General features: G+C 67.8%; 28 protein-coding genes. 14 read left to right on the plus strand and 14 right to left on the minus strand.

Annotated features, from left to right (window positions below; translation table 11 throughout):
* Window positions 1-11 precede the first annotated feature (11 nt).
* The 6 genes from AT700_RS07795 to AT700_RS07820 all read right to left on the minus strand — a co-directional run bounded on the left by AT700_RS07795 (window position 12) and on the right by AT700_RS07820 (window position 7,765).
* A complete protein-coding gene (locus tag AT700_RS07795) occupies window positions 12-839 on the minus strand; it encodes an ABC transporter permease (RefSeq protein WP_003098680.1) in 828 nt (275 codons plus the stop codon).
* The gene (locus AT700_RS07800; protein WP_003113111.1) at window positions 830-1,744 is read right to left on the minus strand and encodes an ABC transporter ATP-binding protein; all 915 of its coding nucleotides are present in this window, start codon (window positions 1,742-1,744) and stop codon (window positions 830-832) included. Before AT700_RS07800 ends, AT700_RS07795 begins: the two co-directional genes overlap by 10 nt.
* Window positions 1,741-3,027 carry a nitrous oxide reductase family maturation protein NosD gene (locus tag AT700_RS07805; protein ID WP_024947175.1) on the minus strand — a complete coding sequence of 429 codons (1,287 nt, stop codon included), beginning with the start codon at window positions 3,025-3,027 and terminating at the stop codon, window positions 1,741-1,743. Before AT700_RS07805 ends, AT700_RS07800 begins: the two co-directional genes overlap by 4 nt.
* Window positions 3,024-4,934, minus strand: a complete 1,911-nt coding sequence (gene nosZ / locus AT700_RS07810; protein WP_003098686.1) for a TAT-dependent nitrous-oxide reductase — start codon at window positions 4,932-4,934, stop codon at window positions 3,024-3,026. The genes AT700_RS07805 and nosZ overlap by 4 nt, the downstream gene beginning before the upstream one ends.
* 42 nt (window positions 4,935-4,976) lie before the next feature.
* Complete coding sequence (gene nosR / locus AT700_RS07815; RefSeq protein WP_048520859.1) at window positions 4,977-7,124, minus strand: transcriptional regulator NosR; 2,148 nt, start codon at window positions 7,122-7,124, stop codon at window positions 4,977-4,979.
* A gap of 227 nt (window positions 7,125-7,351) precedes the next feature.
* Window positions 7,352-7,765 (minus strand): VOC family protein, encoded by a 414-nt coding sequence (locus AT700_RS07820; RefSeq protein WP_003098688.1) that lies wholly within the window; start codon window positions 7,763-7,765, stop codon window positions 7,352-7,354.
* 60 nt (window positions 7,766-7,825) lie between these two features.
* Here AT700_RS07820 and AT700_RS07825 point away from each other — a divergent pair, with 60 nt between their 5' ends.
* Window positions 7,826-8,128: a putative quinol monooxygenase gene (locus tag AT700_RS07825; protein ID WP_003098690.1), complete on the plus strand. Its 303-nt coding sequence runs from the start codon at window positions 7,826-7,828 to the stop codon at window positions 8,126-8,128.
* A gap of 6 nt (window positions 8,129-8,134) precedes the next feature.
* On the opposite strand, the gene tsaA is transcribed toward AT700_RS07825, so the two are convergent.
* The 4 genes from tsaA to amrZ all read right to left on the minus strand — a co-directional run bounded on the left by tsaA (window position 8,135) and on the right by amrZ (window position 10,596).
* Complete coding sequence (tsaA, locus tag AT700_RS07830) at window positions 8,135-8,830, minus strand: tRNA (N6-threonylcarbamoyladenosine(37)-N6)-methyltransferase TrmO (RefSeq protein ID WP_003113115.1); 696 nt, start codon at window positions 8,828-8,830, stop codon at window positions 8,135-8,137.
* 52 nt (window positions 8,831-8,882) lie between these two features.
* Entirely contained in the window at window positions 8,883-9,653 is a 771-nt protein-coding gene (gene rhlG / locus AT700_RS07835; RefSeq protein ID WP_003117561.1) for a 3-oxoacyl-ACP reductase RhlG, read from the minus strand.
* Window positions 9,654-9,750: 97 nt separating this feature from the next.
* Window positions 9,751-10,116, minus strand: coding sequence for a DUF2784 domain-containing protein (locus AT700_RS07840; RefSeq protein WP_004365945.1), 366 nt, complete (start codon window positions 10,114-10,116; stop codon window positions 9,751-9,753).
* Window positions 10,117-10,269: 153 nt separating this feature from the next.
* Window positions 10,270-10,596: a transcriptional regulator AmrZ gene (amrZ, locus tag AT700_RS07845; RefSeq protein WP_003091802.1), complete on the minus strand. Its 327-nt coding sequence runs from the start codon at window positions 10,594-10,596 to the stop codon at window positions 10,270-10,272.
* A gap of 360 nt (window positions 10,597-10,956) precedes the next feature.
* Between amrZ and phnC the strand changes: the two genes are divergently transcribed.
* The 13 genes from phnC (at window position 10,957) to phnP (ending at window position 21,582) form a co-directional block, all read left to right on the plus strand.
* Entirely contained in the window at window positions 10,957-11,793 is an 837-nt protein-coding gene (phnC, locus tag AT700_RS07850; RefSeq protein ID WP_003098696.1) for a phosphonate ABC transporter ATP-binding protein, read from the plus strand.
* A gap of 52 nt (window positions 11,794-11,845) precedes the next feature.
* Entirely contained in the window at window positions 11,846-12,850 is a 1,005-nt protein-coding gene (gene phnD, locus AT700_RS07855) for a phosphonate ABC transporter substrate-binding protein (RefSeq protein ID WP_003113119.1), read from the plus strand.
* A gap of 67 nt (window positions 12,851-12,917) precedes the next feature.
* On the plus strand, window positions 12,918-13,712 hold the full coding sequence (phnE, locus tag AT700_RS07860) for a phosphonate ABC transporter, permease protein PhnE (RefSeq protein WP_003091793.1): 795 nt from the start codon (window positions 12,918-12,920) through the stop codon (window positions 13,710-13,712).
* 20 nt (window positions 13,713-13,732) lie between these two features.
* Window positions 13,733-14,455 carry a phosphonate metabolism transcriptional regulator PhnF gene (phnF, locus tag AT700_RS07865; RefSeq protein WP_016253124.1) on the plus strand — a complete coding sequence of 241 codons (723 nt, stop codon included), beginning with the start codon at window positions 13,733-13,735 and terminating at the stop codon, window positions 14,453-14,455.
* Window positions 14,456-14,464: 9 nt separating this feature from the next.
* Complete coding sequence (gene phnG, locus AT700_RS07870) at window positions 14,465-14,923, plus strand: phosphonate C-P lyase system protein PhnG (protein ID WP_003098697.1); 459 nt, start codon at window positions 14,465-14,467, stop codon at window positions 14,921-14,923.
* Window positions 14,923-15,552 (plus strand): phosphonate C-P lyase system protein PhnH, encoded by a 630-nt coding sequence (gene phnH / locus AT700_RS07875; RefSeq protein WP_003113122.1) that lies wholly within the window; start codon window positions 14,923-14,925, stop codon window positions 15,550-15,552. Before phnG ends, phnH begins: the two co-directional genes overlap by 1 nt.
* The gene (locus AT700_RS07880; RefSeq protein ID WP_048520863.1) at window positions 15,552-16,652 is read left to right on the plus strand and encodes a carbon-phosphorus lyase complex subunit PhnI; all 1,101 of its coding nucleotides are present in this window, start codon (window positions 15,552-15,554) and stop codon (window positions 16,650-16,652) included. Before phnH ends, AT700_RS07880 begins: the two co-directional genes overlap by 1 nt.
* Window positions 16,649-17,533 carry an alpha-D-ribose 1-methylphosphonate 5-phosphate C-P-lyase PhnJ gene (locus AT700_RS07885; RefSeq protein WP_003098700.1) on the plus strand — a complete coding sequence of 295 codons (885 nt, stop codon included), beginning with the start codon at window positions 16,649-16,651 and terminating at the stop codon, window positions 17,531-17,533. Before AT700_RS07880 ends, AT700_RS07885 begins: the two co-directional genes overlap by 4 nt.
* Entirely contained in the window at window positions 17,530-18,345 is an 816-nt protein-coding gene (gene phnK, locus AT700_RS07890; RefSeq protein WP_048520864.1) for a phosphonate C-P lyase system protein PhnK, read from the plus strand. The genes AT700_RS07885 and phnK overlap by 4 nt, the downstream gene beginning before the upstream one ends.
* A 49-nt stretch (window positions 18,346-18,394) precedes the next feature.
* A complete protein-coding gene (phnL, locus tag AT700_RS07895; protein WP_003091778.1) occupies window positions 18,395-19,111 on the plus strand; it encodes a phosphonate C-P lyase system protein PhnL in 717 nt (238 codons plus the stop codon).
* Complete coding sequence (locus AT700_RS07900) at window positions 19,101-20,264, plus strand: alpha-D-ribose 1-methylphosphonate 5-triphosphate diphosphatase (protein WP_031689165.1); 1,164 nt, start codon at window positions 19,101-19,103, stop codon at window positions 20,262-20,264. The genes phnL and AT700_RS07900 overlap by 11 nt, the downstream gene beginning before the upstream one ends.
* Complete coding sequence (gene phnN, locus AT700_RS07905) at window positions 20,264-20,821, plus strand: phosphonate metabolism protein/1,5-bisphosphokinase (PRPP-forming) PhnN (protein ID WP_023099347.1); 558 nt, start codon at window positions 20,264-20,266, stop codon at window positions 20,819-20,821. Before AT700_RS07900 ends, phnN begins: the two co-directional genes overlap by 1 nt.
* A complete protein-coding gene (gene phnP, locus AT700_RS07910; protein WP_003109294.1) occupies window positions 20,812-21,582 on the plus strand; it encodes a phosphonate metabolism protein PhnP in 771 nt (256 codons plus the stop codon). Before phnN ends, phnP begins: the two co-directional genes overlap by 10 nt.
* 38 nt (window positions 21,583-21,620) lie before the next feature.
* Here the strand turns inward: phnP and AT700_RS07915 are convergent, their stop codons facing one another.
* From AT700_RS07915 to AT700_RS07930, 4 genes are all read right to left on the minus strand, one after another.
* Complete coding sequence (locus AT700_RS07915; protein ID WP_003091768.1) at window positions 21,621-21,806, minus strand: PA3371 family protein; 186 nt, start codon at window positions 21,804-21,806, stop codon at window positions 21,621-21,623.
* A 51-nt stretch (window positions 21,807-21,857) separates the two neighbouring features.
* Window positions 21,858-22,004, minus strand: a complete 147-nt coding sequence (locus AT700_RS07920) for a hypothetical protein (protein ID WP_003130258.1) — start codon at window positions 22,002-22,004, stop codon at window positions 21,858-21,860.
* 88 nt (window positions 22,005-22,092) lie between these two features.
* The gene (locus AT700_RS07925) at window positions 22,093-22,371 is read right to left on the minus strand and encodes a hypothetical protein (RefSeq protein WP_003109295.1); all 279 of its coding nucleotides are present in this window, start codon (window positions 22,369-22,371) and stop codon (window positions 22,093-22,095) included.
* 192 nt (window positions 22,372-22,563) lie between these two features.
* Window positions 22,564-23,082, minus strand: coding sequence for a GNAT family N-acetyltransferase (locus AT700_RS07930; protein WP_003091762.1), 519 nt, complete (start codon window positions 23,080-23,082; stop codon window positions 22,564-22,566).
* Window positions 23,083-23,118: the final 36 nt, after the last annotated feature.

Raw genomic sequence — 23,118 nt, forward strand, 5'->3', positions numbered from 1 at the left:
AACCTCGTGAGTCAGATGGGGCGGCGGCGGAACAGGCCGTGGGCCAGCGCCAGGGCAGCGCAGGCCCAGAGGGCCAGGGCCAGCCAGAGGGCGCTGGCGGACACCGGCAGGTCGCTGGCCAGGGGAACCACCCCGCCGGCGGCGGCTGCGTCGAAGCCGGACAGGTTGATCAGCCGGTAGAGGTCGGTCGGGTTGAGCAGCAACAGCCAGGGCAGCAGCCGCGGGCTCAGGTGACCCTGGCTGAGGACCAGGATCGCCAGCAGGGCCAGGTCGAACAGCAGGACGAAGAAGAACCACAGGCCGAGCGCCTGCCCGGCGGCGCTGGATTTCTCGCTGGCGCGGCTGCTCAGGGCGTAGGCCAGGGCGAGGAACACGCAGCCGAGCAGCAGCGAGGAACCCATGAAGCGGCCGAAGGCGCCCAGCAGGATGGCCGCCTCGACCTCCGGCACCAGCGCGAGGATCGCCAGCGCCGCGCTGCCGAAGCCGATCAGGGTGGCCAGGGCGAGGATCAGGCCGTGACCGAGGAACTTGCCGAGCAGCAACTGGCCGCGCCCCAGCGGGTAGGTCAGGAGCAGCAGCAGGGTGCCGCCTTCCTCCTCGCCGACGATGGCGTCGTAGGCCAGCAGCAGGGCGATCAGCGGCATCAGGAAGGTGGCCAGGCTGGTCAGGCTGGCGACCGTCGCCGGCACCGAAGTGAAGCCGACCTGGCCGGCCGCGGCGGCGCCGAACCAGGCGATGCCCACCGAGAGCAGGGCGAACAGCAGGCTGATCGCCAGCAGCCAGCGATTGCGCAGGCCGTCGGCCAGTTCCTTGCGGGCGATGGTCCAGACTACGGGCATGGCGTGGCTCCGGCGGGGGCGGGGGACATGTGGTGGCGATAGAGGTCCTCCAGCGACGGCGGCAGGATTTCCAGGTCGAACTCGCGCGCGGCCAGCAGCGCTTCCAGCACGCCGTCGCGCTCGGCATCGTCCAGCAGTACCTCGATGCGCTGGTCGTCCAGTCTCCGCGCCGCCAGGCCGGCCCGGTGCCAGCGTTCGAGCCACTGCGGGTTATGCGGGCTGGCCAGGCGCACGCGGGTCGGCAGAGCCGCCTTGCGGCGCAATTCGGCGAGGCTGCCGGCCACTTGCAGGCGGCCGCCGGCGAGAATCGCGGCGCGGTCGATGTGCGTCTCGACGCCGGGCAGCACATGGGAGCAAAGGACGATCCCGGTGCCCTGGCCGCGCAGGCGGTCGAGCAATTGGTAGAGCTCGACGGTGGCCAGCGGGTCGAGGCCCACCGTCGGTTCGTCGAGCAGCAGCAGGCGCGGTTCGCCGAGCAGCGCCTGGGCCAGGCCGAGGCGCTGGCGCATGCCCTTCGAGTAGGTTTTCAGGCGCCGCCTGGCGGCATGGCCGAGGCCGACCTGTTCCAGCAGGCGCGCGGCTTCGGCCGGCGCCACGCCCTTGAGGCGGGCGAAGTGGCGCAGGGTTTCCGCGCCGCTGAGCTGCGGGTAGAAGGTCACGTTCTCCGGCAGGTAGCCGAGCTGGCGGCGCGCCTCCAGGCTCCTCGCATCGTGGCCGAGGACCCGCACGCGGCCTTCGCTGGGGGCCAGCAGGCCGAGGACCAGCTTGATGGTGGTGGTCTTGCCGGCGCCGTTGTGGCCGAGCAGGCCGAGCACCTCGCCGGGCTCCAGGCGCAGGTCGAGCCCGCTCAGGGCGGTGAGGGCGCCGTAGCGCAGGGTCGCGCCGTCGATCTCGACCAGGCTCACGGCCTCGGCTCCGCGGCGGGCATCCGCATCAGCGGATGGCTGTCGCGCACGCCGGGCGAGCGCACCACCGGGAAGGCGCGCTGGACCCAGCGCAGCAGCTCGATGCTCGGGCTGTTCAACAGCAGGCGTACCTGCGGGTACAGCCAGATCAGCCGGTCGACGTTGTCGTTGGGCTCGTAGGCGACGTCGCCGAGACCGTCGTCGTCGCGGTCCCAGCCCAGGTAGTCGCTCCAGTAGTTGCCGCGGCCGTCGGCGGACCACTCCTGCTCGCGGCTGGCGACGTACTTGACCTGCTGGCGGTTGCCTATGAAGGCGTTGCCGGCGATGCGATTGTCCTCCGAGCCGGCGGTGAGGTGGATGCCCAGGGCGCTGTCGGCGAAGCTGTTGCCTTCGATGCGGTTGAACAGCGAGTTGTAGATGAACAGCGCCTTGCCCTCGGCGCCGGAAATCATCGCGTCGCCGGTGCTGCCGCTGCGCACGCCCTCGACGCGGTTGCCGGCCAGGGTCGAGTAGGTGATGTAGTTCATCAGGATGCCGTAGTTCTCGTCGTCGATGGAGCGGTTGCCGGTCACGGTCAGCTTGCGGCTCTGCATCAGCGCGTAGCCGGTGCGGGTGCGCCGGGTCAGGTTGTCGGTCACCCGGCTGTTGTGGGTGAACATGTAGTGCACGCCGTAGCGCAGGTCCTCGAAGCGGTTGGCTTCGATGCTGCTGTCGTTGGAGGTGTCGATGTAGACCCCGTCGCGGGTGTGGCTGACCCGGTTGCCGCGGACCAGGGCGTCCTTCACCGCATAGAGGTGGATGCCGTTGCCGCGATCCTGGGAGCGCACGCTTTCGTCGCCCTCGATGCGGTTGTCGAGCACCTGCGCGCCCGCCGTGGCGTCGAGCCAGACGCCGAAGCCCGCGCCGCGCAGGTCGTTGCCGCGGATCACGGCGCCGCTGGCGGCCTTGCCGACGAAGATCGCGGCGTCGAGTTCGGTCAGGTTGCGCCCCCAGTTGCGCAGCCGGCAGCCCTCGACGGTGATCCCGGGGCTGGTCAGGGTCAGCAGACTGCCGTGGCCGCCGCCGTCCAGTTCGGCGCCGGCCTCGCAGCGTAGGTGCAGCGGCCGGTCGATGACGAAGTTACCGGCGTAGCGGCCCGCCGCCAGGCTCCAGCGGCCATCGCCGTCGGCCCGCAGCGGCAGGCCGTCGACCGGCTCCGCGCGGGCCGTGGCGAGGCCGAGCAGGAGCAGGGCGAGGAGCGGCCCCGCCCGGCGCCCGGCCATCGACCGCGCTGCGTGGATCAAGCCTTTTCCACCAGCATCCGCCCGCACATTTCCATGTGCAGGGCGTGGCAGAACCAGCTGCAGTAGTACCAGTGCACCCCGGGCTTATCGGCGACGAAGGTGATCGACGAGGTCTGTTGCGGGCTGATCTCCATGCAGACGCCGTGGTTGACCATGACGAAGCCGTGGGTCACGTCCTCGATCTCGTCGAGGTTGGTGATGGTCACGGTGACTTCGTCGCCCTGCTTCACCTTGAACTCGGTGAGGCCGAAGGAGGGCGCCATCGAGACCATGTAGACGCGGACCTTGTTGCCCTCGCGGATGACCTTGTTGTCCTTCATCAGGTCGATGCCGTCCTTTTCCGCGCGCTTGACCGTCTCGGCGAAGAACGGGTCCTTGCGGTCCCAGATCTTGCGGGTCTTGATCTGGTCGCGGCGGGCGAGGATGCAATCGTGCGGTTCGGCGAAGGTCGGGCCGTCGTGGACCAGCTTCATTTCCTCGCCGGAAATGTCGATCAACTGGTCGTTCTCCGGGTGCAGCGGACCGGTGGGCAGGAAGCGGTCCTTGGAGAACTTGCTGAGCACCACGATCCACTTGCCGTCGGCTTCGCTGGTCTCGCACAGAGTGGCGTGGTTGTGCCCCGGCTGGTACTGCACGTCGAGCTTCTGGCGGATGTAGTCGACCTTCTCGCCCTTGTAGGCGCGCACCGCGTCGGCGAGGTTCCACTTCACCAACTGGCTGTCGATGAACAGCGTGGTATAGGCGTTGCCTCGGCCATCGAAAGTGGTGTGCAGCGGGCCGAGGCCCAGTTCCGGCTCGCCCACCACCACGTCGCGCGGGTCGGCCAGCTTGCCGGCGAACAGGTCGCCGAGGCGCTCGATGGCGATCATGGTGCAGGTCGGCGAGAGCTTGCCGTTGGCGATGAAGTACTTGCCGTCCGGCGAGGTGTTCAGCCCGTGGGGGTTCTTCGGTACCGGGATGTAGCGGGTCACCGGGCTGTCCTTGCCGTCCTTGCGCCGGCCGTCGACCACCGGCACCTTCGAGTCGCCGAGGGTGACGAAGCGCTTCGCCTTGATCTCGGCCTCGATGCGCGGGATGTCGAACACCACCACCCAGTCGCGCTCGTTGCGCATCATGCCGCCGAGGTCGACGGCCTTTTCCGAGTTGTAGCAGGTGGAGGCGGCGAACCTGCCGCTGTAGTCCATGTCGGTGTTGTCGAGGTTGCCGTCGACGATCACCTGCCAGGCCACTTCCATGGTCTCGGCGTCGATGGCGTTGTACAGGGTGAAGGCGTTGTCGCCGGACAGGTCGAAGGTCGAGCCGTCGTTGGGATGGGGGATGATGAACTCGGCGTTGCAGAACACGTAGCGGGTATGCGGCACCTTTTGCAGGCGCAGGCCGTGGATCGCCTGGACGTTGGGAATGGTGACGATGCGGTCGCATTTCATGACGTCCAGGCGGATGCGCGCGACCCGGCTGTTGGCCTTGTCGTTGATGAACAGGTACTTGCCGTCGTACTTGCCGTCGGTCATCGAGATGTGCGGATGGTGGCAGTCGCCGTTGAGGAAGCGCGCGCTGTCGCCGAGGACCCGCTTGCTCTCGTTGGTCAGGCCCCAGCCGGTGGCCGAGTCGACGTTGAACACCGGTATGCGCATCAGCTCGCGCATCGACGGCACGCCGAGCACGCGTACTTCGCCGGAATGTCCGCCGCTCCAGAACCCGTAGTACTCATCCAGTTCGCCGGGGGCGACCTCGGCCTTGCTGCGCTCGCCCTTGCCCGCGGCCCGGGCCTCGCGGCCGACCACCGCGCTGCCCAGGGCGCTGGCGCCAACCAGGGCGGCGGCTCCGGTCAGCGCCGAGGCGCCGAGGAAGCCGCGGCGGTTCAGGCCGTGGGTTTCTTCGTGGGGGCTTTTCGTGTCGTCGCTCATCTCGTGTCGTCCTCAAGGGCAGTCAGGGGAAAGGGAGCCAGGTCAGAGGTTCTCCGCGGGTATCCGCGCGTTGTCCGCCGGCGCGCTCTTCGCGCGCTTCTTGCGCTTGTTCACCAGCGGCGGGCACTTGTCCTGGTCGTGGTAGGTCATCTGGCAGTCGAGGCAGTAGTGGCATTCGTTGGTCTCGATGCGGCCGTCGGGATGGATCGCCTGGATCTCGCATTCGCGGGCACAGAGCTGGCAGGGCCTGCCGCATTCCGCACGGCGCTTGAGCCAGTCGAACAGGCGCGCCTTGGCCGGGATCGCCAGGGCCGCGCCCAGCGGGCAGAGGTAGCGGCAATAGACCTTGCGGGTGAACAGGTTGACCACCAGCAGCGCGACGGCGTAGGCGACGAACCACCACTGGCGGTCGAAGCCGAGGGTGATGGCGGTCTTGAACGGCTCCACCTCCGCGGCCTGCTCGGCCAGCGCCAGGGATTCCAGGGAGAGACCGAAGAGCACCAGCAGGATGATGTACTTGATCGCCCAGAGCCGCTCGTGCACGGCGAACGGCACCTGGAACTGCGGCACGCGGAGCTTGCGCGCGAGTTCGTTGAGCAGTTCCTGTAGCGCACCGAACGGGCACAGCCAGCCGCAGAACACGCCGCGGCCCCAGAGCAGCAGGCTGGCTGCGGTGAAGGTCCAGAGGATGAACAGCAGCGGGTCGCTGAGGAACAGCTCCCAGCGGAAGCCTTCGAACAGCGCGTGGACGAAGGTCAGCACGTTGACCACCGATAGCTGGCCGAGGCTGTACCAGCCCAGGTAGACCAGGGTGAACGCCAGGTAGCCGGTGCGCAGTCGCTGCATCAGGCGCGGCCGTCGCACCAGGCGGTCCTGGAGGAAGAGGATCGCCAGGAGCAGGACGAGGGCGGTACAGAGGACCCCGACCTGGAAACTCTTCTGGTACCAGACCCGCAGCCACAGCGGCCGGGCAGCCTCTTCCAGGGCGGCCAGTTCCTCGGCCGTTGGCTGCGGCCGCTCCAGGTATTCCTCGGGCGTCTGGCAGGCCAGCTCGAAGCTGGTGAATACCCCCGCCACCGGGCCGGTCTGGCGCCGCACGAGCAACTCCAGGGTCCAGGGCGAGCCCGGATCGAAACGCTGGCTGGCGCGGGCGACGAAGATCGCCATCTCGCGGAACTCCGGCATGCCTTCGGCATAGACGTCCGACAGGCGCTGGTAGTCGAGGTCGCGGAAGCTGATGATGTCGCCGAACTGGCGCAGTTGGACCCGATCGAAGATGCCACCGCGCACGTAGCCGGAACCCTTGAAGGAATACTCGCCGTCGCCGAGCACGACGAAGGCGTATTCGCCTGGCTTCAGCGACGCCATCAGTTCGCGGTACTGGTTGTCGCCGAGCAGGCTGCGGCCCACCGCGGGAGGGTTGAGCAGGGCGCTGTAGAGATCGATGAACGGCTCGTCGCGGTGCGCCGCGTCGGCTTCGCCGATGCCTTCGGCCTCGCTGCCCTTGAAGGCGTCGTCGATCTGCCCGCGACTCAACTGCAGGCGGCGGATCGCGCCGTTGCCGAGCAGTTCGCTCCAGTTTGCGGTCGCTGCCGGTTGCTGGCGCACCTGCGCCGGTTTGGGCCGCACATTGCCGCGGTCCTCGATCAGGCCGAGGGAAACCGCCACCGTATGTGCGGCGCGCATGACGATCTCGTTGACCACCATCACCGTCACCGTGGCGCCGCTCACCGCGTCGACGGTAACCGCCTGCGGGTCGCTGGAGCGGCCGACCACCACCCGCTGGTCGGCGCGCACGCCGTCGTACCTGGCGCTGAAGGCGTGCAGCTTCTCTTCCGGGATACCGATCAGCAGGATCGGTTCGTGGTGTTCGAGGACGTAGGCGTCGCGGATAACCGCCTGCGGATCGAGGATCACCTGCAGGTTGATCGGCTTGCCGGAGTAAGCCGGGATGTCGGTGACGCTGAGGGTCTGGAAGGCGTAGCCGAGGGTTTCCTCGCCCTTGCTCAGGCGGCGTACGCCGTAGTCGCCTTCGGGGTCGCCGATCCGCTCGACCGCGGGGAATACCTGGGCGATGCGCAGGCGCTCCAACTCGCTGAGTTCGGCACCCTGGGCGGCGAGGCCGACCAGCAGGAGCATCCAGGCGAAGACACACCGCCACGATCCGGCGGAAAAACGAAGGGCGCGCATAGGTTCCATCTACTACTGGCTACCGGCGAAAAAAGGGACGCCGCGCTGCGGTGGGGTCTGCGCCTGGCGGTGGAATCGCTTCCGTTGCCGGATGCTAGGAGGAGCGGGGGCGGAACGCGCTTGATGAAAGTCAAGAAGTGGAGATGAGGAACAAGCGAGGTTGCTGGCACTCAGTGTACCGAGTCGCCCCTCTCCCTTCAGGGAGAGGGGAGAGGGCTGCCCGAGGCTCAGGCCAGGCGTTGCCCGGATACCGCTGGATGGTACAGCGGCTGCACCTTGTTGCCCGCCGGGTCGAGCAGGTGGAAGCTGCGCGCGCCGTCGCCGTGGTCGAAGGGTTGGTCGAGCAGGGTCACGCCCAGCGCCTTCAGGTAACGGTACCAGGCCTCCAGTTCCTCCACGCTGTCGACGACGAAGCCGTAGTGATCCATGGTCTGCAGGCCGTTGCTGGCAGCGTGGGCGCGGCCGAGGGAAAGGTTGTCGTTGCCGCAGGTGAGATACACCAGGTCTTCGTTGGCGCGGTTCAGCACTTCCATGCCCAGCACGTCGACATAGAAGCGCTCGCATTCTTCCAGGTTGGGCACCAGCAGGGCGAGGTGACGCAGGCCGTTGAGGCGGGAGGGGCGGGCAGGGCGGTCGGACATGGGCTTGCTTCCTTTTTTGTATACAATAATTTTGTAAATCTAAAACAAAAGGAAGTTTCCGTGTACTGCATCTTTATCAAGACCCGTCTCAGGCCCGGCTGCGCCGAGGCTTTCATCGATGCCATCCAGGTCAACGCCGCCGCTTCCGTGTCCACCGAGCCCGGCTGCCTGGTGTTCGACGTTTCCCGCGACCGACAGGACCCTGACCTGGTCTATCTCTACGAGGTCTATCGCGATGACGCGGCCTACGAGGCGCACACCCGCACCGCGCATTTCCGCGACAGCCGACCGTTGGTCGAGCCGCTGATCCTCGAACAGGAAGTCTTCGAAAGCGACGCGCTGGCGCTCAATCCGCTGCGCTGAGAAGGCTCAGTCGCCGCCGGCGACGTCCAGCACGCGGATCAGGTCCGGGCGCGGGTAGTGCCAATGCACGTCGAGGTCCCACAGGCGCACCCCGTAGCGGCGCCCGGGCTCCGGCTTCTGGTAGGCCGGGCGTGGGTCCTGCGCCAGGCATTGCTCGATCAGCTCGGCCACCGGCTGCCGCAACCGCTGGCCGTGCTCATGGGCCTGGCGCCGCGCCTGCTCGCTCCACTCCACGGCGATGCCCGGCGGCGGCGCGTCGGCGATGCCGTTGCGGGCGTCGGCCACGGCGTCGGCGTAGGGTACGTAGGGCTTGATATCGAGTACCGGGGTGCCGTCGAGCAGGTCGATTCCGGACAGCCACAGGCGCCCCGCTTCGAAGCCCTCCAGGCGCACCACCGACTGGCCGATGCCGTTCGGCCGATGGGTGGCGCGGGTGGCGAAGACTCCCAGCGAGCGGTTGCCGCCCAGGCGCGGCGGGCGCACCTTCAGTCGCGGCTTGTCTTCCAGGGCCTGGTGGAAGAGGAACAGCAGCCAGACATGGCTGACCTGCTCCAGGCCTTCCAGCGCTTCCACCTGGTCGAACGGCGGCAGCAGTTCCAGGGTCCCCCGCGCCGCCGGCGCGAGCAGCGGCTGGCGCGGGATGGCGAACTTCTCCATGAAGCAGGAGCGGATGTAGCCGATGGGAGAAACGCTGTGGGTCATGGCGGGACGAGGCGAGCGGTCGGGGGCGTCATGTTACCCGGATTGGTGGCGCTCAGAGATGAAAACCGCCGTCGATGGGGATCACGTTGCCGGTCATGTAGGCGCCGGCGGTGCCGGCCAGGCTGATCGCCAGCGCCGCCATCTCCTCCGGGCGACCCCAGCGGCCCATGGGAATCGACGCGCTGTCCGCCTCCAGTGCCTGCGGGTCATTGGCGATGTGACGGGTCATGCGGCTCGGAAAGCGTCCGGGAGCGATCACATTGACATTGATGTGCTCGCCGACCAGTTCCTTCGCCAGCATCCGCGACAGTTGATGCAGCGCGGCCTTGCTCGGCCCGTAGGCATAGGCTTGTTCGCCCATGGCGCTGATGCCCGCCACCGAGCCGATGTTGATCACCCGCGCCGGGTTCTCCGCGCTGGCCGAGCGGCGCAGCAGCGGCAGCAGTTGCTGGATGCAGGAAAACACCGAGGTGACATTGAGCTGCATGACCTTTTCCCAGCCGGACACCGGATAGCTTTCCAGCGCTGCGCCCCAACTGGTGCCGGCGTTGTTCACCAGGATATCCAGCCGCGCGCTGAGTCCGCCGAGCGCCTCCGCCAGGCGCCGGGCACCGGCTTCGCTGGAAAGGTCGGCGGGGATCGCCTGGCAGTCGCCGTAGGCCGAGAGGCGTGTGGCGGTGTCGGCGCAGGCCTCTGCGTCACGTGCGCAGATGAAGACGCGGGCGCCGGCTTCGAGAAGACCCTGGGCGATCATCTGGCCGATGCCGCGGCTGCCGCCGGTGACCAGGGCGACGCGACCGGCGAGACTGAAATAGGGATGCATGGGAATGACTCCGGGCTGGGCAGGGGAGACCAGCCTACGATTCGCCTCGCTGCCGGCGCAGCATTATCCAGGTACGGAATGACGTGGCATCCGTGGCTCAGCGGCTACCGCGGCGATGCAACAGATACAGGTAGACGATCAGGTTGAGCAGCAGAACGATGGCGCCAAGGATCCACTGCACCGCCGGGGTCAGGCCGGCGGGATAGATCAGCGGCAACAGGTAGTGCTCGACGAAGCCGCCGCTGTAGCCGGCGTCCCCGGCGGCCCGGCGCAGACGATTCTCCAGCGGGGTCAGCGGACAGGGCAGGCCGAGAAACTCCACCGCGCAGCCCCAGGCCACCGCCGGCAGGTGCAGCCAGGCCAGGCGTGGCCAGCGCAACGGCAGCAGGCCGCCGAACAGGACGAACAGGATGAAGCCCAGGTGCAGCCAGACCAGGGCATCGGCGGCCAGGCGATAGCTCATTCGGCTCTCCCTCGTGGCGTTGGAGGGATAACGCCACCGCTACAGGGGCCGGCGGATAACCGCCTTGCGGTTACTCGCCCATGGTTTGGCCATCCATAAAGAAAAAGCCGGCGAATGCCGGCCATTTCAAGCGCTACGCGTGGGCTTCGGCGCTCAGGCCTGGGCCAGCTCCGCATCGTGTGCGATCAGGGCGACCAGCGCGTTCTGCTGACGGTGGGTCAGCTGGCGGAAACGCTGCAGCAGCTCGCGCTCGTGCAGGCTGAGTTCCGGGCTGTCCAGGCGAACACCGAGATTGTCTTGCAGCGCCCCTTCCTGGAGCAGGCTCTGCTCGAGTCGGGCGATGATCTCGGAGTTCATGCTGCGGTGATGGCTGCGAGCGACTTCTGCGATCTGCTCACGCATGCCCTCGGGCAGACGAACGACGAATTTGTCAGCGGTACGGCTGGAGTAGGTAGGAGTTGCCTGTTTCAGTGGGCGCATACATTGAACCTGTAGAGTCAGGGAAAAGCGGTGCCGAGGAAGCGTTCATTGTTCTCGGGCCTATGACCACGATTTCCGCTAGCCGTTCAGTCTGTTATTTCGGAAACAACAATTAGTTGACGTCAATTGTGCGTTGCGTGCCGGCGTTTTGCCAGTACCAGCTATCTGAAATGCGAGCGATTCAGCAAAAGCCTAGTTTTTTACTGGGGGTTGGATGATGGCCTTCTGACCACCGGTCGTTCAAGGGATTGTCACTCGACTGTCATCGTCACTTCACCGGGCTGACACAGTCTCCTTCTATCTTGGTCTACACCAGATGGCGCCGCTGGCGTCTTCGTGCAACCGATTGGAGGGAGAACGATGAGCGCGGTGATCCGTGTCGACAGCCTGAACAAGACCTTTGCCCGCAAGCAGGCGCTTTTCAACCTGAGGCTGGAGATCCAGGCGGGCGAGATGGTGGCGTTGATCGGTGCATCCGGCTCCGGCAAATCCACGCTCCTGCGTCACGTCGCCGGGCTTGCCCGCTGCGACCGCGACAACGGCGGCAGCATCGACGTGCTGGGTCGCCGCCTGCAGGCGTCCGGCCGCCTGAGCGGCGAAGTGCGTCGCCTGCGCGCCGACATCGGCTACATCTTCCAGCAGTTCAACCTGGTCAACCGCCTCAGCGTGCTGGACAACGTCCTGCTCGGCTTCCTCGGTCGCATGCCGCGCTGGCGCGGTTCGCTGGGGCTGTTCAGCGCCGAGCAGAAGCGCCAGGCCCTGGAAGCGCTGGCACGGGTCGGCCTGGCCGATTTCGCCGGGCAGCGCGCCTCGACCCTTTCCGGCGGCCAGCAGCAGCGCGTGGCCATCGCCCGCGCCCTGACCCAGAAGGCCGAGGTGATTCTCGCCGACGAACCGATCGCCTCGCTCGACCCGGAGTCGGCGCGCAAGGTGATGGACATCCTCGCCGATATCAACCGCCACGACGGCAAGACCGTGGTGGTGACCCTGCATCAGGTCGACTACGCGTTGCGCTATTGCCCGCGCGCGGTGGCCCTGAAGGGCGGCCGGATCCTCTTCGACGGCAGCAGCGAGCACCTTTCCGAAGGCTTCCTCAACGAACTCTACGGCGCCGAAGGGGACACCCCGCTGCTGTTTTCCGACCGTGCCCGGCGCGGGGCGGAGAGCCAGCCGGAACTGACCCTCGCGCGCGCCTGACGTCATTCGAACCGCATAAAAACCCGCCAAACCCTGCCCAGGAGTTCTCTCCATGTTGAAACGCTTCAGTCGTGTGCTCGCGGCTTCCGCCCTGCTCGCCGGCTCCCTTGCCGGGATGGCGCACGCCGACCAGCCGGTGATCAATTTCGGGATCATCTCCACCGAGTCGTCGCAGAACCTCAAGAGCATCTGGGAACCCTTCCTCAAGGACATGAGCCAGCAGACCGGCTACCAGGTGAAGGCCTTCTTCGCCCCCGACTACGCCGGGATCATCCAGGGCATGCGTTTCGACAAGGTCGACATCGCCTGGTACGGCAACAAGGCCGCCATGGAAGCGGTGGATCGCGCCCACGGCGAGATCTTCGCCCAGACCGTCGCCGCCAGTGGCGCGCCGGGCTACTGGAGCCTGCTGATCGCCAACAAGGACAGCAAGATCGACAGCCTCGAGGACATGTTGGCGAACGCCAAGAGCCTGACCTTCGGCAACGGCGATCCGAACTCCACGTCCGGCTACCTGGTGCCCGGCTACTACGTGTTCGCCAAGAACAACGTCGACCCGGTCAAGGCCTTCAAGCGCACCCTCAACTCCAGCCATGAGGTCAACGCCCTGGCGGTGGCCAACAAGCAGGTCGACGTCGCCACCTTCAATACCGAGGGCATGGAGCGCCTGGAATTGACCCAGCCGGAGAAGGCCAGGCAGCTCAAGGTGATCTGGAAGTCGCCGCTGATCCCGGGCGACCCGCTGGTGTGGCGCAACAACCTGAGCGACGAGCAGAAGAACAAGCTGCGCGACTTCTTCTTCAAGTACGGCGCCAACGCCGAGCAGAAGAAGGTCCTCGCCGACCTGCAATGGTCGAAGTTCCAGCCCTCCGACGACGACCAGTTGCTGCCGATCCGCCAGCTCGAGCTGTTCAAGCAGCGCACCGACGTGGCGAACAACGCCAACCTCGGCGCCGAAGAGAAGGCCGCCAAGCTGAAGGCCCTCGACGAGGAGCTGGCCAAGCTGGAGAAACGCATGGCCGAGCGCGAGCAGAAAACCGCCGCCAACGCCGGCTGATCCACCCCGGGCGCGGCCGGCGCCGCGCCCCACCCGATTCGCCAATACCGCTGTCGAGATTCCCGATATGAGCACTCTGAGCACCACTGCCGCGGCGGCCGCCACCGGCAAGCCATCCTGGGGACGCCTGGTCGGCTGGGGCCTGTTCCTCGCCATCCTCGCCTGGTCCTGGAAGGGCGCGGAAATGAACCCGGCCGTGCTGTTCCGCGACGCCGGCAACATGGCGACCTTCGCCGCCGACTTCTTCCCGCCGGACTTCGGCAACTGGAAGCTCTACCTCAGCGAGATGCTGGTCACCGTGCAGATCGCCCTCTGGGGCACGGTGCTGGCGATCGTCTGCGCCATCCCGCTGTCGATCCTGGCTTCCGAGAACATCGTGCCCTGGTGGGTCTACCAGCCGGTGCGGCGGGTGATGGATGCCTGCCGTTCGATCAACGAGATGGTCTTCGCCATGCTCTTCGTGGTCGCCGTCGGCCTGGGCCCGTTCGCCGGCGTGCTGGCGCTGTTCATCAGTACCACCGGGGTGCTCGCCAAGCTCTTCGCCGAGGCGGTCGAGGCGATCGACCCCGGTCCGGTCGAAGGCGTCCGCGCCACCGGTGCCAGCGCCCTGCAGGAGGTCATCTTCGGGGTCATCCCGCAGGTCCTGCCGCTGTGGATCTCCTATTCGCTGTACCGCTTCGAGTCCAACGTACGTTCCGCCACCGTGGTCGGGATGGTCGGCGCCGGCGGCATCGGCGTGATCCTCTGGGAGGCCATCCGCGGCTTCCAGTTCGGCCAGACCTGCGCCGTGCTGATCGTGATCATCGTGGTGGTGAGCCTGATCGACGTTCTGTCACAACGCCTGCGCAAGCTGTTCATCTGACGACGCGAGGAGGGCGCCTGGTGCGCCCTTTCCAAACCATGCACTTGTCTAGACAAAGCGAACCGCTGTACCGCGAACTGGCCGAACGGCTGCGCCAGGAACTGCTGGCCTACCGCCCCGGCGACTACCTGCCCGGCGAGATCCAGCTGGCCCAGCGCTTCGCGGTGAACCGCCATACCCTGCGCCGGGCGCTCGACGAACTGGTGCTCGAAGGCCGCGTGCTGCGGCGCCAGGGCAAGGGCACCCAGGTCCTGGAGGCGCCGACGATCTACCCGATGGGCGCCGCCAACGCCTACACCGAGTCGCTCTCGGCCCAGGGCCACCGGGTCGAGGCCCGGCTGCTGGAGGCGCGCCAGCGTCCGGCCGGCGCCGCCGAGGCCACCCACCTGGGGATCGGCGAGGGCGGGCGGGTGCTGGAAGTGACCACCCTGCGTTACCTCGACGGACAGCCAGTGAGCCTGATCCGCCATTGCTACGCCGTTTCCCGCAGCGAGCTGCTCGCCGACTACCAGGGCGGTTCGCTGCGTCGCTACCTGGCCGACAAAGGCCTGCCGCTGACCCGCACCTACAGCCTGATCGGTGCGCGCCTGCCCAATCGCGAGGAGGCGGCGCGCCTGCTGATGCCCCGCCATGCGCCGTTGCTCACCGTCCTCACCCTGTCCCGCGACCGTACCGGCCAACCGGTGGAACTGGCCCAGTCGATCAGCCGCGCCGATCGCTTCCAGTACCAGGTCGCCCCCTAGGAGAAGCCCATGACCGCCTTGCATTCCGATCCCACCATCGCCGCACGACAGCGCTGGATGGGCGTGCTCGCCCGCGCCCGTCGCGAGGAGCTGGACGCCCATGCGGACGCCCTGCGCGATGCCGACTATCACCTGCTGCGCGCCGCCGAGACCGGCATGACCCTGGTGCGCGGACGCATGGGCGGCACCGGCAGCCCGTTCAACCTCGGCGAGATGACCGTGACCCGCTGCGTGGTGCGGCTCGGTGACGGACGCACCGGCTACAGCTATGTCGCCGGGCGCGACAAGCGCCACGCCGAACTGGCCGCCCTGGCCGACGCGCACCTGCAGGGCGCCGACGCGGCGGCCTGGCAGGCGCGCCTGATCGAACCGCTGGCCCGCACCCAGGCCGAGCGCCGCGCCGCCCAGGAGGCGGAAATCGCCACTACCAAGGTGGAGTTCTTCACCCTGGTCCGAGGAGAAGATTGATGACCAGCGCTTCGCTTCCCAGCCCGGCGGATACCGCCGCGCTATTGCAACCGGCGTTCCAGGACCCGGTCCTGGATGCCCAGCGGAGTTTCCGCGCGGCGCTCAAGGCCCTCGCCGAACCGGGGCTGGTGCGCAACCTCGACCGCGCACCGGCGCTGGCCGCGTTGCAACCGGCCAGCTACGCGCTGTGCCTGAGCTTCCTCGACTCCGACACCCCGCTGTGGCTGGCGCCGGGTCTCGACAGCCCGACGTTGCGCGCCAACCTGGCCTTCCATTGCGGCTGCCCGATCGTCGCCGAGCGTGAGCAGGCGCTGTTCGCCTTGCTCGACGAAGGCGAGCTGGACGACCTGAGCGGCTTCGACAGCGGCAGCGACCGTTATCCGGACCAGTCCTGCACCCTGCTGATCCAGCTTGCCGGCCTCGATGGCGGCGCCTCGCTGGAGTGGCGCGGACCGGGCATCGCCGAAGTGCGCCAGGTGGCGTTGCCGGTGAGCGCCGGGTTCTGGGCACAGCGCGCCGCACGCACCGAATTCCCCAGGGGCCTGGATGCCTTCTTCGCCGCCGGCGAGCGCATCCTCGGCCTGCCACGCAGTACCCGGGTCAGCGAACCCGTCGAGGAGGTGGCCTGATGTACGTAGCCGTCAAGGGTGGCGAGAAGGCCATCGACAACGCCCATCGCCTGCTGGCGCACAAGCGCCGCGGCGATACCGCGCTGCCGGAGCTGTCGGTGGAGCAGATCCGCCAGCAGATGCCGCTGGCCGTGTCGCGGGTGATGACCGAGGGTTCGCTGTACGACGAGCAACTGGCGGCACTGGCGATCAAGCAGGCGGCCGGCGACCTGATGGAAGCGATCTTCCTTCTCCGCGCCTACCGCACCACGCTGCCGCGCTTCGCCGCCAGCCTGCCGCTGGACACCGCCGGGATGCGTCTGCAACGACGGATCTCGGCGACCTACAAGGACCTGCCGGGCGGGCAACTGCTCGGTCCGACCTTCGACTATACCCATCGCCTGCTCGACTTCAGCCTGCTCGCCGAGGGCGACTACCCCGGCCCCGAAGTGGAGCGGGGCGCGTCCCTGGAGCCTTGTCCGCGCGTGCTCGGCCTGCTCGACCGGGAAGGCCTGATGACGCCGGAGTACGAGCTGCCCGGCGCGGTGCCGGATATCACCCGCGAGCCGCTCGACTTCCCCACCGGCCGCGCCCAGCGCCTGCAGGCCCTGGCCCGCGGCGACGAGGGCTTCCTTCTCGCCCTGGGCTATTCGACCCAGCGCGGCTACGGCCGCAACCATCCGTTTGCCGGGGAGATCCGCATCGGCGCCTGCGAGGTCTGGCTGGAGCCCGAGGAACTCGGCTTCGCGGTGCCGGTGGGCGAGATCGAGGTCACCGAGTGCGAGATGGTCAACCAGTTCGTCGGTTCCCGCGAGGAACTGCCGCAATTCACCCGTGGCTACGGCCTGGCCTTCGGCTACGCCGAGCGCAAGGCGATGGGCATGGCCCTGGTCGACCGCGCCCTGCGCGCCGAGGAATACGGCGAGGAGGTGGTGTCGCCGGCGCAGCAGGAAGAGTTCGTCCTGATGCACTGCGACAACGTCGAGGCCGGCGGCTTCGTCTCGCACCTGAAGCTGCCGCACTACGTCGATTTCCAGTCCGAGCTGGAGCTGATTCGCAAGCTGCGTCGTCCCGGCGTCGCCGAATCCGCGCAACCCACTGACCAGGAGAAGCGCGCATGAGCCTTTCCCCGCAAGCCAGCGCCGCGCCGGAGCAGGGCTACAACTTCGCCTACCTCGACGAGCAGACCAAGCGCATGATCCGCCGCGGCCTGCTCAAGGCGGTGGCGATCCCCGGCTACCAGGTGCCCTTCGGCGGCCGCGAGATGCCGCTGCCCTACGGCTGGGGCACCGGCGGCATGCAGGTGACCGCGGCCATCCTCGGTGCCGACGACGTGCTCAAGGTGATCGACCAGGGCGCCGACGACACCACCAACGCGGTATCCATCCGGCGTTTCTTCGCCCGCACCGCCGGGGTCGCCACCACCGAACGGACCCCGGAGGCGACGGTGATCCAGACCCGCCACCGGATACCGGAAACCGCCCTGAGCGGCGAGCAGATCATGGTCTACCAGGTGCCGATCCCCGAGCCGCTGCGCTTCATCGAGCCTTCCGAGGCGGAGACCCGGACCATGCATGCGCTCGACGACTACGGGGTGATGCACGTGAAGCTCTACGAGGACATCGCCACCTTCGGCCATATCGCCACCAGCTATGCCTACCCGGTGACGGTGGACGAGCGCTACGTGATGGATCCCTCGCCAATTCCCAAGTTCGACAACCCCAAGCTGGACATGAGCCCGGCGCTGATGCTGTTCGGCGCCGGTCGCGAGAAACGCCTGTACGCGGTACCGCCGTTCACCCGGGTGGCGAGCCTGGACTTCGAGGACCACCCCTTCGAAGTCCAGCGCTGGGAAGAAAGCTGCGCCTTCTGCGGCAGCCACGAGTCCTACCTGGACGAACTGATCGTCGACGACCGTGGCGGCAAGCGCTTCGTCTGTTCCGACACCGATTACTGCACGCAGCGGCGTGCCTGCCAGGAAGAAGGGGAGGACGCGCAATGAACGCGGTCTGCGAATCCATCGATGCGAACCTCGACGCGCGCGATCGGCCGCTGCTCTTGGTGCGTGGCCTGACCCGCCTGTACGGGCCGGAAAAGGGCTGCCAGGAGGTCGACTTCGATCTCTACCCCGGCGAGGTGCTGGGCATCGTCGGTGAGTCCGGCTCGGGCAAGTCGACCCTGCTCTCGTTGCTCTCCGGGCGCTGTCCGCCGGACGCCGGCACGGTCGCCTACCGCGACGACGGCGACCGCTGGCTGGACCTCTACGCCGCCAGCGAAGCCGAGCGGCGCACCCTGCTGCGCACCGAGTGGGGCTTCGTCGAGCAGAACCCGCGCGACGGCCTGCGCATGGGCGTGTCCGCCGGCGCCAACATCGGCGAACGGCTGATGGCCCAGGGCGTGCGCCACTACGGTCGGCTGCGCCAGGCCGGGTTGGACTGGCTGGAACAGGTGGAGATCGATCCGCTGCGCATCGACGACCTGCCGCGAACCTTTTCCGGCGGCATGCAGCAGCGCCTGCAGATCGCCCGCAACCTGGTCTCGGCGCCACGCCTGGTGTTCATGGACGAACCCACCGGCGGCCTCGACGTGTCGGTGCAGGCGCGCCTGCTCGACCTGCTGCGCGGCCTGGTGCGCGAGCTGGACCTGGCGGTGGTGATCGTCACCCACGACCTGGCGGTGGCGCGCCTGCTCGCCGACCGCCTGATGGTCATGCGCCGTTCGCGGGTGGTGGAAGCCGGTCTCACCGACCAGATTCTCGACGACCCGCAGCATCCGTACACGCAATTGCTGGTGTCGTCGGTCCTGCAACCCTGAGCCGAAGCGTCGGCGCCGGTCCGCGCGACGGGCGCCCGGAGAAGTAGCGATGAACAACCTGATCGAGGTCCGCGACCTCAGCAAGACCTTCACCCTGCACCAGCAACAGGGCGTAGTGCTCAATGTGCTGCGCGGGCTCAACTTCAATGTCGCCGGCGGCGAATGCCTGGTGCTCCACGGACGCTCCGGCGCCGGCAAGAGCACCCTGCTGCGCACGCTCTACGGCAACTACCTGCCGGCCGGCGGCAGCATCCGCCTGCGCCACGCCGGCGACTGGCTGGAACTGGTCGGCGCCGAGCCTCGCGAGGTGCTCGCCGTGCGCCGCCAGACCCTCGGCTACGTCAGCCAGTTCCTGCGGGTGATCCCGCGGGTGGCGACCCTCGACGTGGTCATGGAGCCGGCCCTGGCCCGTGGCTGGAGCCGCGACAGCGCCGAACTGCGGGCGCGCAGCCTGCTGGCCCGGCTGAACATCCCGGAACGCCTCTGGCAACTGGCGCCGGGCACCTTTTCCGGCGGCGAGCAGCAACGCGTCAACATTGCCCGCGGCTTCATGGTCGAGTGGCCGATCCTGCTGCTCGACGAGCCGACCGCGTCCCTCGACGAAGCCAACCGCCAGGTAGTGCTGGAACTGATCGGCGAAGCCAAGGGCGCCGGCGCCGCGTTGATCGGCATCTTCCACGACCGCGCCGCCCGCGAGGCGGTGGCCAGCCGCTACCTGGACATGAGCCAGGAGCTTTCCCGCCAGGAGCAAGCCCATGTCGTCTGAACGCGTTCTCAGCAATGCCCGGGTAGTCAGCGCCGAGCGGGTCTTCGTCGGCAGCGTGCTGCTGCGCGACGGCCTGATCGCCGCGGTCGACGAAGGCCGCAGCCACCTGGCCGGGGCCGAGGACCTGGGGGGCGACTACCTGCTGCCCGGCCTGGTCGAGCTGCACACCGACAACCTGGAGAAGCACATGACCCCGCGTCCCGGCGTCGACTGGCCGTCGGCCTCGGCGGTGCTGGCGCACGACGCGCAGATCGTCGCCGCGGGAATCACCACGGTGTTCGACGCGCTGTCCATCGGCGACGTCAACCCCAAGGGCAAGCGCATGCAGCAGTTGCCGAAGATGCTCGAGGCCATCGGCGAGGCCGCCGCCAGCGGCGACGCGCGCGCCGACCATCGCCTGCACCTGCGTTGCGAGGTCAGCCATCCGCAGACGCTGGAGGTGTTCCGCGAACTGGCCGAGCATCCGCTGGTGCAACTGGTCTCGGTGATGGACCACGCCCCCGGCCAGCGCCAGTTCGCCAGGCTGGAGAAGTACCGCGAGTACTACCAGGGCAAGTACCACCTGAGCGATGCCGAGATGGACGCCTTCATCGTCGAGCAGGTAGCCAACTCCGAGCGCTACAGCGACGCCGCCCGTGCGGCCATCGTCGATGTCTGCCAGGGACGCGGCCTGTCGGTGGCCAGCCATGACGACGCGACCCTCGCGCATGTCCGCGAGTCGGCCGGCTACGGCATGGCCATCGCCGAGTTCCCGACCACCGTGGAGGCCGCCAGGGCCAGCCACGAGCACGGCCTGCAGGTGCTGATGGGCGCGCCCAACGTGGTCCGCGGCGGTTCCCACTCGGGCAACGTGGCGGCGGCGCAACTGGCGGGAATCGGCGTGCTGGATATCCTTTCCAGCGACTACTATCCGGCCAGCCTGCTGCATGCGGCCTTGCTGCTCGCCGGCGAGCACAGCGAGTATGATGCGATCCGCTACGACCTGCCGCGCGCGGTGGCGATGGTCAGCCGTACCCCGGCGCTGGCCGCCGGGCTGACCGATCGTGGCGAAATCCGCGTCGGCCTGCGCGCCGATCTGCTGCAGGCGCGGGCGCTCGGCAATAACCAGCCGGTGGTGCGTCAGGTCTGGCGCGGCGGGCAGAGAGTGTTCTGATGACAGGCAGACTGATTTATCTGATGGGGCCTTCCGGCTCGGGCAAGGACAGCCTGTTGCAGGCCGCGCGCGAGCCCCTGGCGCTGCGCGGCTGCCGTATCGTGCGGCGGGTGATCACGCGCTCCGCGGAAGCGGTGGGGGAGGACGCCCAGGCGGTGACCCCGGCGCAGTTCGACACCCTCGAGCGGGCCTCGGCGTTTGCCATGAGCTGGCGCGCCAACGGCCTTTGCTATGGCATTCCGGTGCAGATCGACGAGTGGCTGGCGCAGGGCTACGACGTGCTGGTGAACGGCTCGCGCGGCTACCTGGCGCAGGCCCGCCGGCGCTATCCGGATCTGCTCGCGGTCCTGCTCGGGGTGAAAACCGAGGTGCTGCGCCAGCGCCTGCTGGCGCGCGGCCGGGAAAGCCCCGAGGAAATCGAGGCGCGCCTGGCGCGCAACGCCGAGTTCGCCGCCGGCCTGGAGGGCCCGCTGTTCCAACTGGACAACTCCGGTGACCTCGACGACACGCTACGCAGCCTCCTGGCCCGTCTCGGCAGCGACCGCGCATGCGCCTGACCCTGCTCGGCACCGGCGACGCCCGCCAGGTGCCGGTCTACGGTTGCGATTGCCCGGCCTGTCGCAACGCCCGCGCCGACGCCGGCCTGCGTCGCCGTCCCTGTAGCGCGCTGCTGGAGTGCGCCGGCCAGCGCTGGCTGATCGACAGCGGCCTGGTCGATCTCTGCGAGCGCTTCCCGCCCCATAGCCTCGACGGCATCCTCCAGACCCATTACCACGCCGACCACGCCCAAGGCCTGCTGCACCTGCGCTGGGGCCAGGGCCTGGTGATCCCGGTGCACGGCCCGGCCGACCCGGAGGGCCTCGCCGACCTCTACAAGCATCCGGGCATCCTCGATTTCAGCCAGCCCTTCGGCGCCTTCGAGCGGCGCCAGTGGGGCGCGCTGGCGGCGACCGCGCTACCGCTGGTCCACTCGAAGCCGACCTTCGGCTACTTGCTGGAGGGGGCTTCCGAGGAAGGAACGATACGGCGTCTGGCCTACCTCACCGATACCGTCGGGCTGCCGGCGGACAGCGCCTCGCGATTGCTCGCGGCTCCGCTGGACCTGCTGGTGCTGGACTGCTCGATGCCGCCGCAGGAGCGGCCGCCGCGCAACCACAACGACCTGACGCGGGCACTGGAGTGCATCGAATCGCTGCGTCCCCGGCGGGCCGTGTTGACTCACGTCGGGCATGCGCTGGACGCCTGGCTGCTGGACCACCCCGCTGCGTTGCCCGAGGGGGTGGAACTGGCACACGACGGCATGTGCCTGCCGCTGTGAGCGACGCTGTAGCGCCCGGCAAGGCGTTGTGGGCGAAATCAGTCCAGGCTGGGATCGAAGCGGATTCGCCGACCTACCACCAGCGCAAACAGCAGCCAGGCGCCGGATATACCCAGCAGTCCCCAGGCGCACCAGGCGAGGAGGGTGGCGTCGGGCGGCAGGCTCAGCGCCAGGATCGCGCTGGCGATCACCACGAACAGAAGAATGACGGCGGATCGTGACATGGTTTCACTCCCGGAGCCCTCTCCGTCGGGCTCGCTGTTCCTTGTGCCGGCTCAGTGGCGCCGAGGTTCCGTGGCGCCCTTGTCGCTCAGCGGAAGCCTCGCTGGATATTCTTCTCCTCCGCGCTCTATCAGCCAGAGCAGCCCGTAGACGCCGACCGAAAGGGCCAGGGCGGTCAGCGGCAAAGCCAGGATCCACATGTTCTTTCTCCCTTCCGCCCGCCAGCATCCCGGGGACCTGTGCGGCGGTGTAGCGTCGTTGGATGCCGGTCTCCCGGCGCTTGCTTCGTCAGAATGTCCAGGCCTGTTCGTCGGCCGCGGTCACCAGCGCCGTGCCGCGCTCGTCCTCGCCTACGGTGACGATGCGCGGGGATTCTTCGGGCGCCTGGATCACCAGTCGCTGCGCAGCGGGTGCCCACTGCGGTGTTGCGTTGCTGTCCAGCACTACCGGCTTTTCGCCGTTGCGTTCCTGCGTCCTGTCCTCGTCGCCCAGTGCGCTGTTCTGGAAGACTACGAGAGCCAGCAGGGAAAGAAGTCCGGTGCCGACCAGGTTGCGTGAGCTGCTCATGTTCACCTCCATTTCGTAGCTTTGCCAGGCAGATGGCCAAGGTTTGATCCTGAGGGTCTTGTAGCAGCGGTTGTGCCAACTTTTTTCTATAAAAAATCCTTTTAAATCAATGAATTATATATGTGTCCGAGACTCTCTCGCATGCACTTTGCACGGATGGGCATTTTGCCGGTTGCAAAATGCATGATGCTGTCAGCCCAGATGCAGCGCCAGGCTTACGCCGTGGCTGGTGAACCCTAGCGCGGCATAGAAGCGCTGCGCGGTTTCCCGGTCCTGGTGGCTGGAAAGCGCCAGTTTGTAGCAGCCCCAACTGCGCGCGCGCTCCACGGCCCGGCCGATCAGCTCGCGGCCTACGCCCTGGCCGCGGGCGTGGCGGTCGACCACCATGTCTTCGAGAATCGCCGAGCGGGCGAAATCGTGCGCCAGGTGTTCGATCAGATGCAGGGTGCAGGTGCCGAGCAGGCGCTCGCCGCGCTCGGCCACCAGGGTGACCCGGTCGCCGCGCGGTCGTTGCAGCTGGATGGCCAGCAACGCCGGGTCCGGGCGCGGATCGGCGCTACCGAGTTGCTGTAGCAGCAACGACAGGCGCGGCGCGTCGTGCTCGCTGGCGATCCGCACATCGAAGCTGGCGAAGGGGGAGTCCGGTATCCGCGGCTGGCGCGGGGCGTCCGGCAGGTCCTGTGCGGCGGGAATGGCGACGGTCTGGTTCATGCTGCACCTCCAGGGTTGCGGAAAATTATGCGCAGC

Source organism: Pseudomonas aeruginosa (genome assembly GCF_001457615.1).
Classification (GTDB): domain Bacteria; phylum Pseudomonadota; class Gammaproteobacteria; order Pseudomonadales; family Pseudomonadaceae; genus Pseudomonas; species Pseudomonas aeruginosa.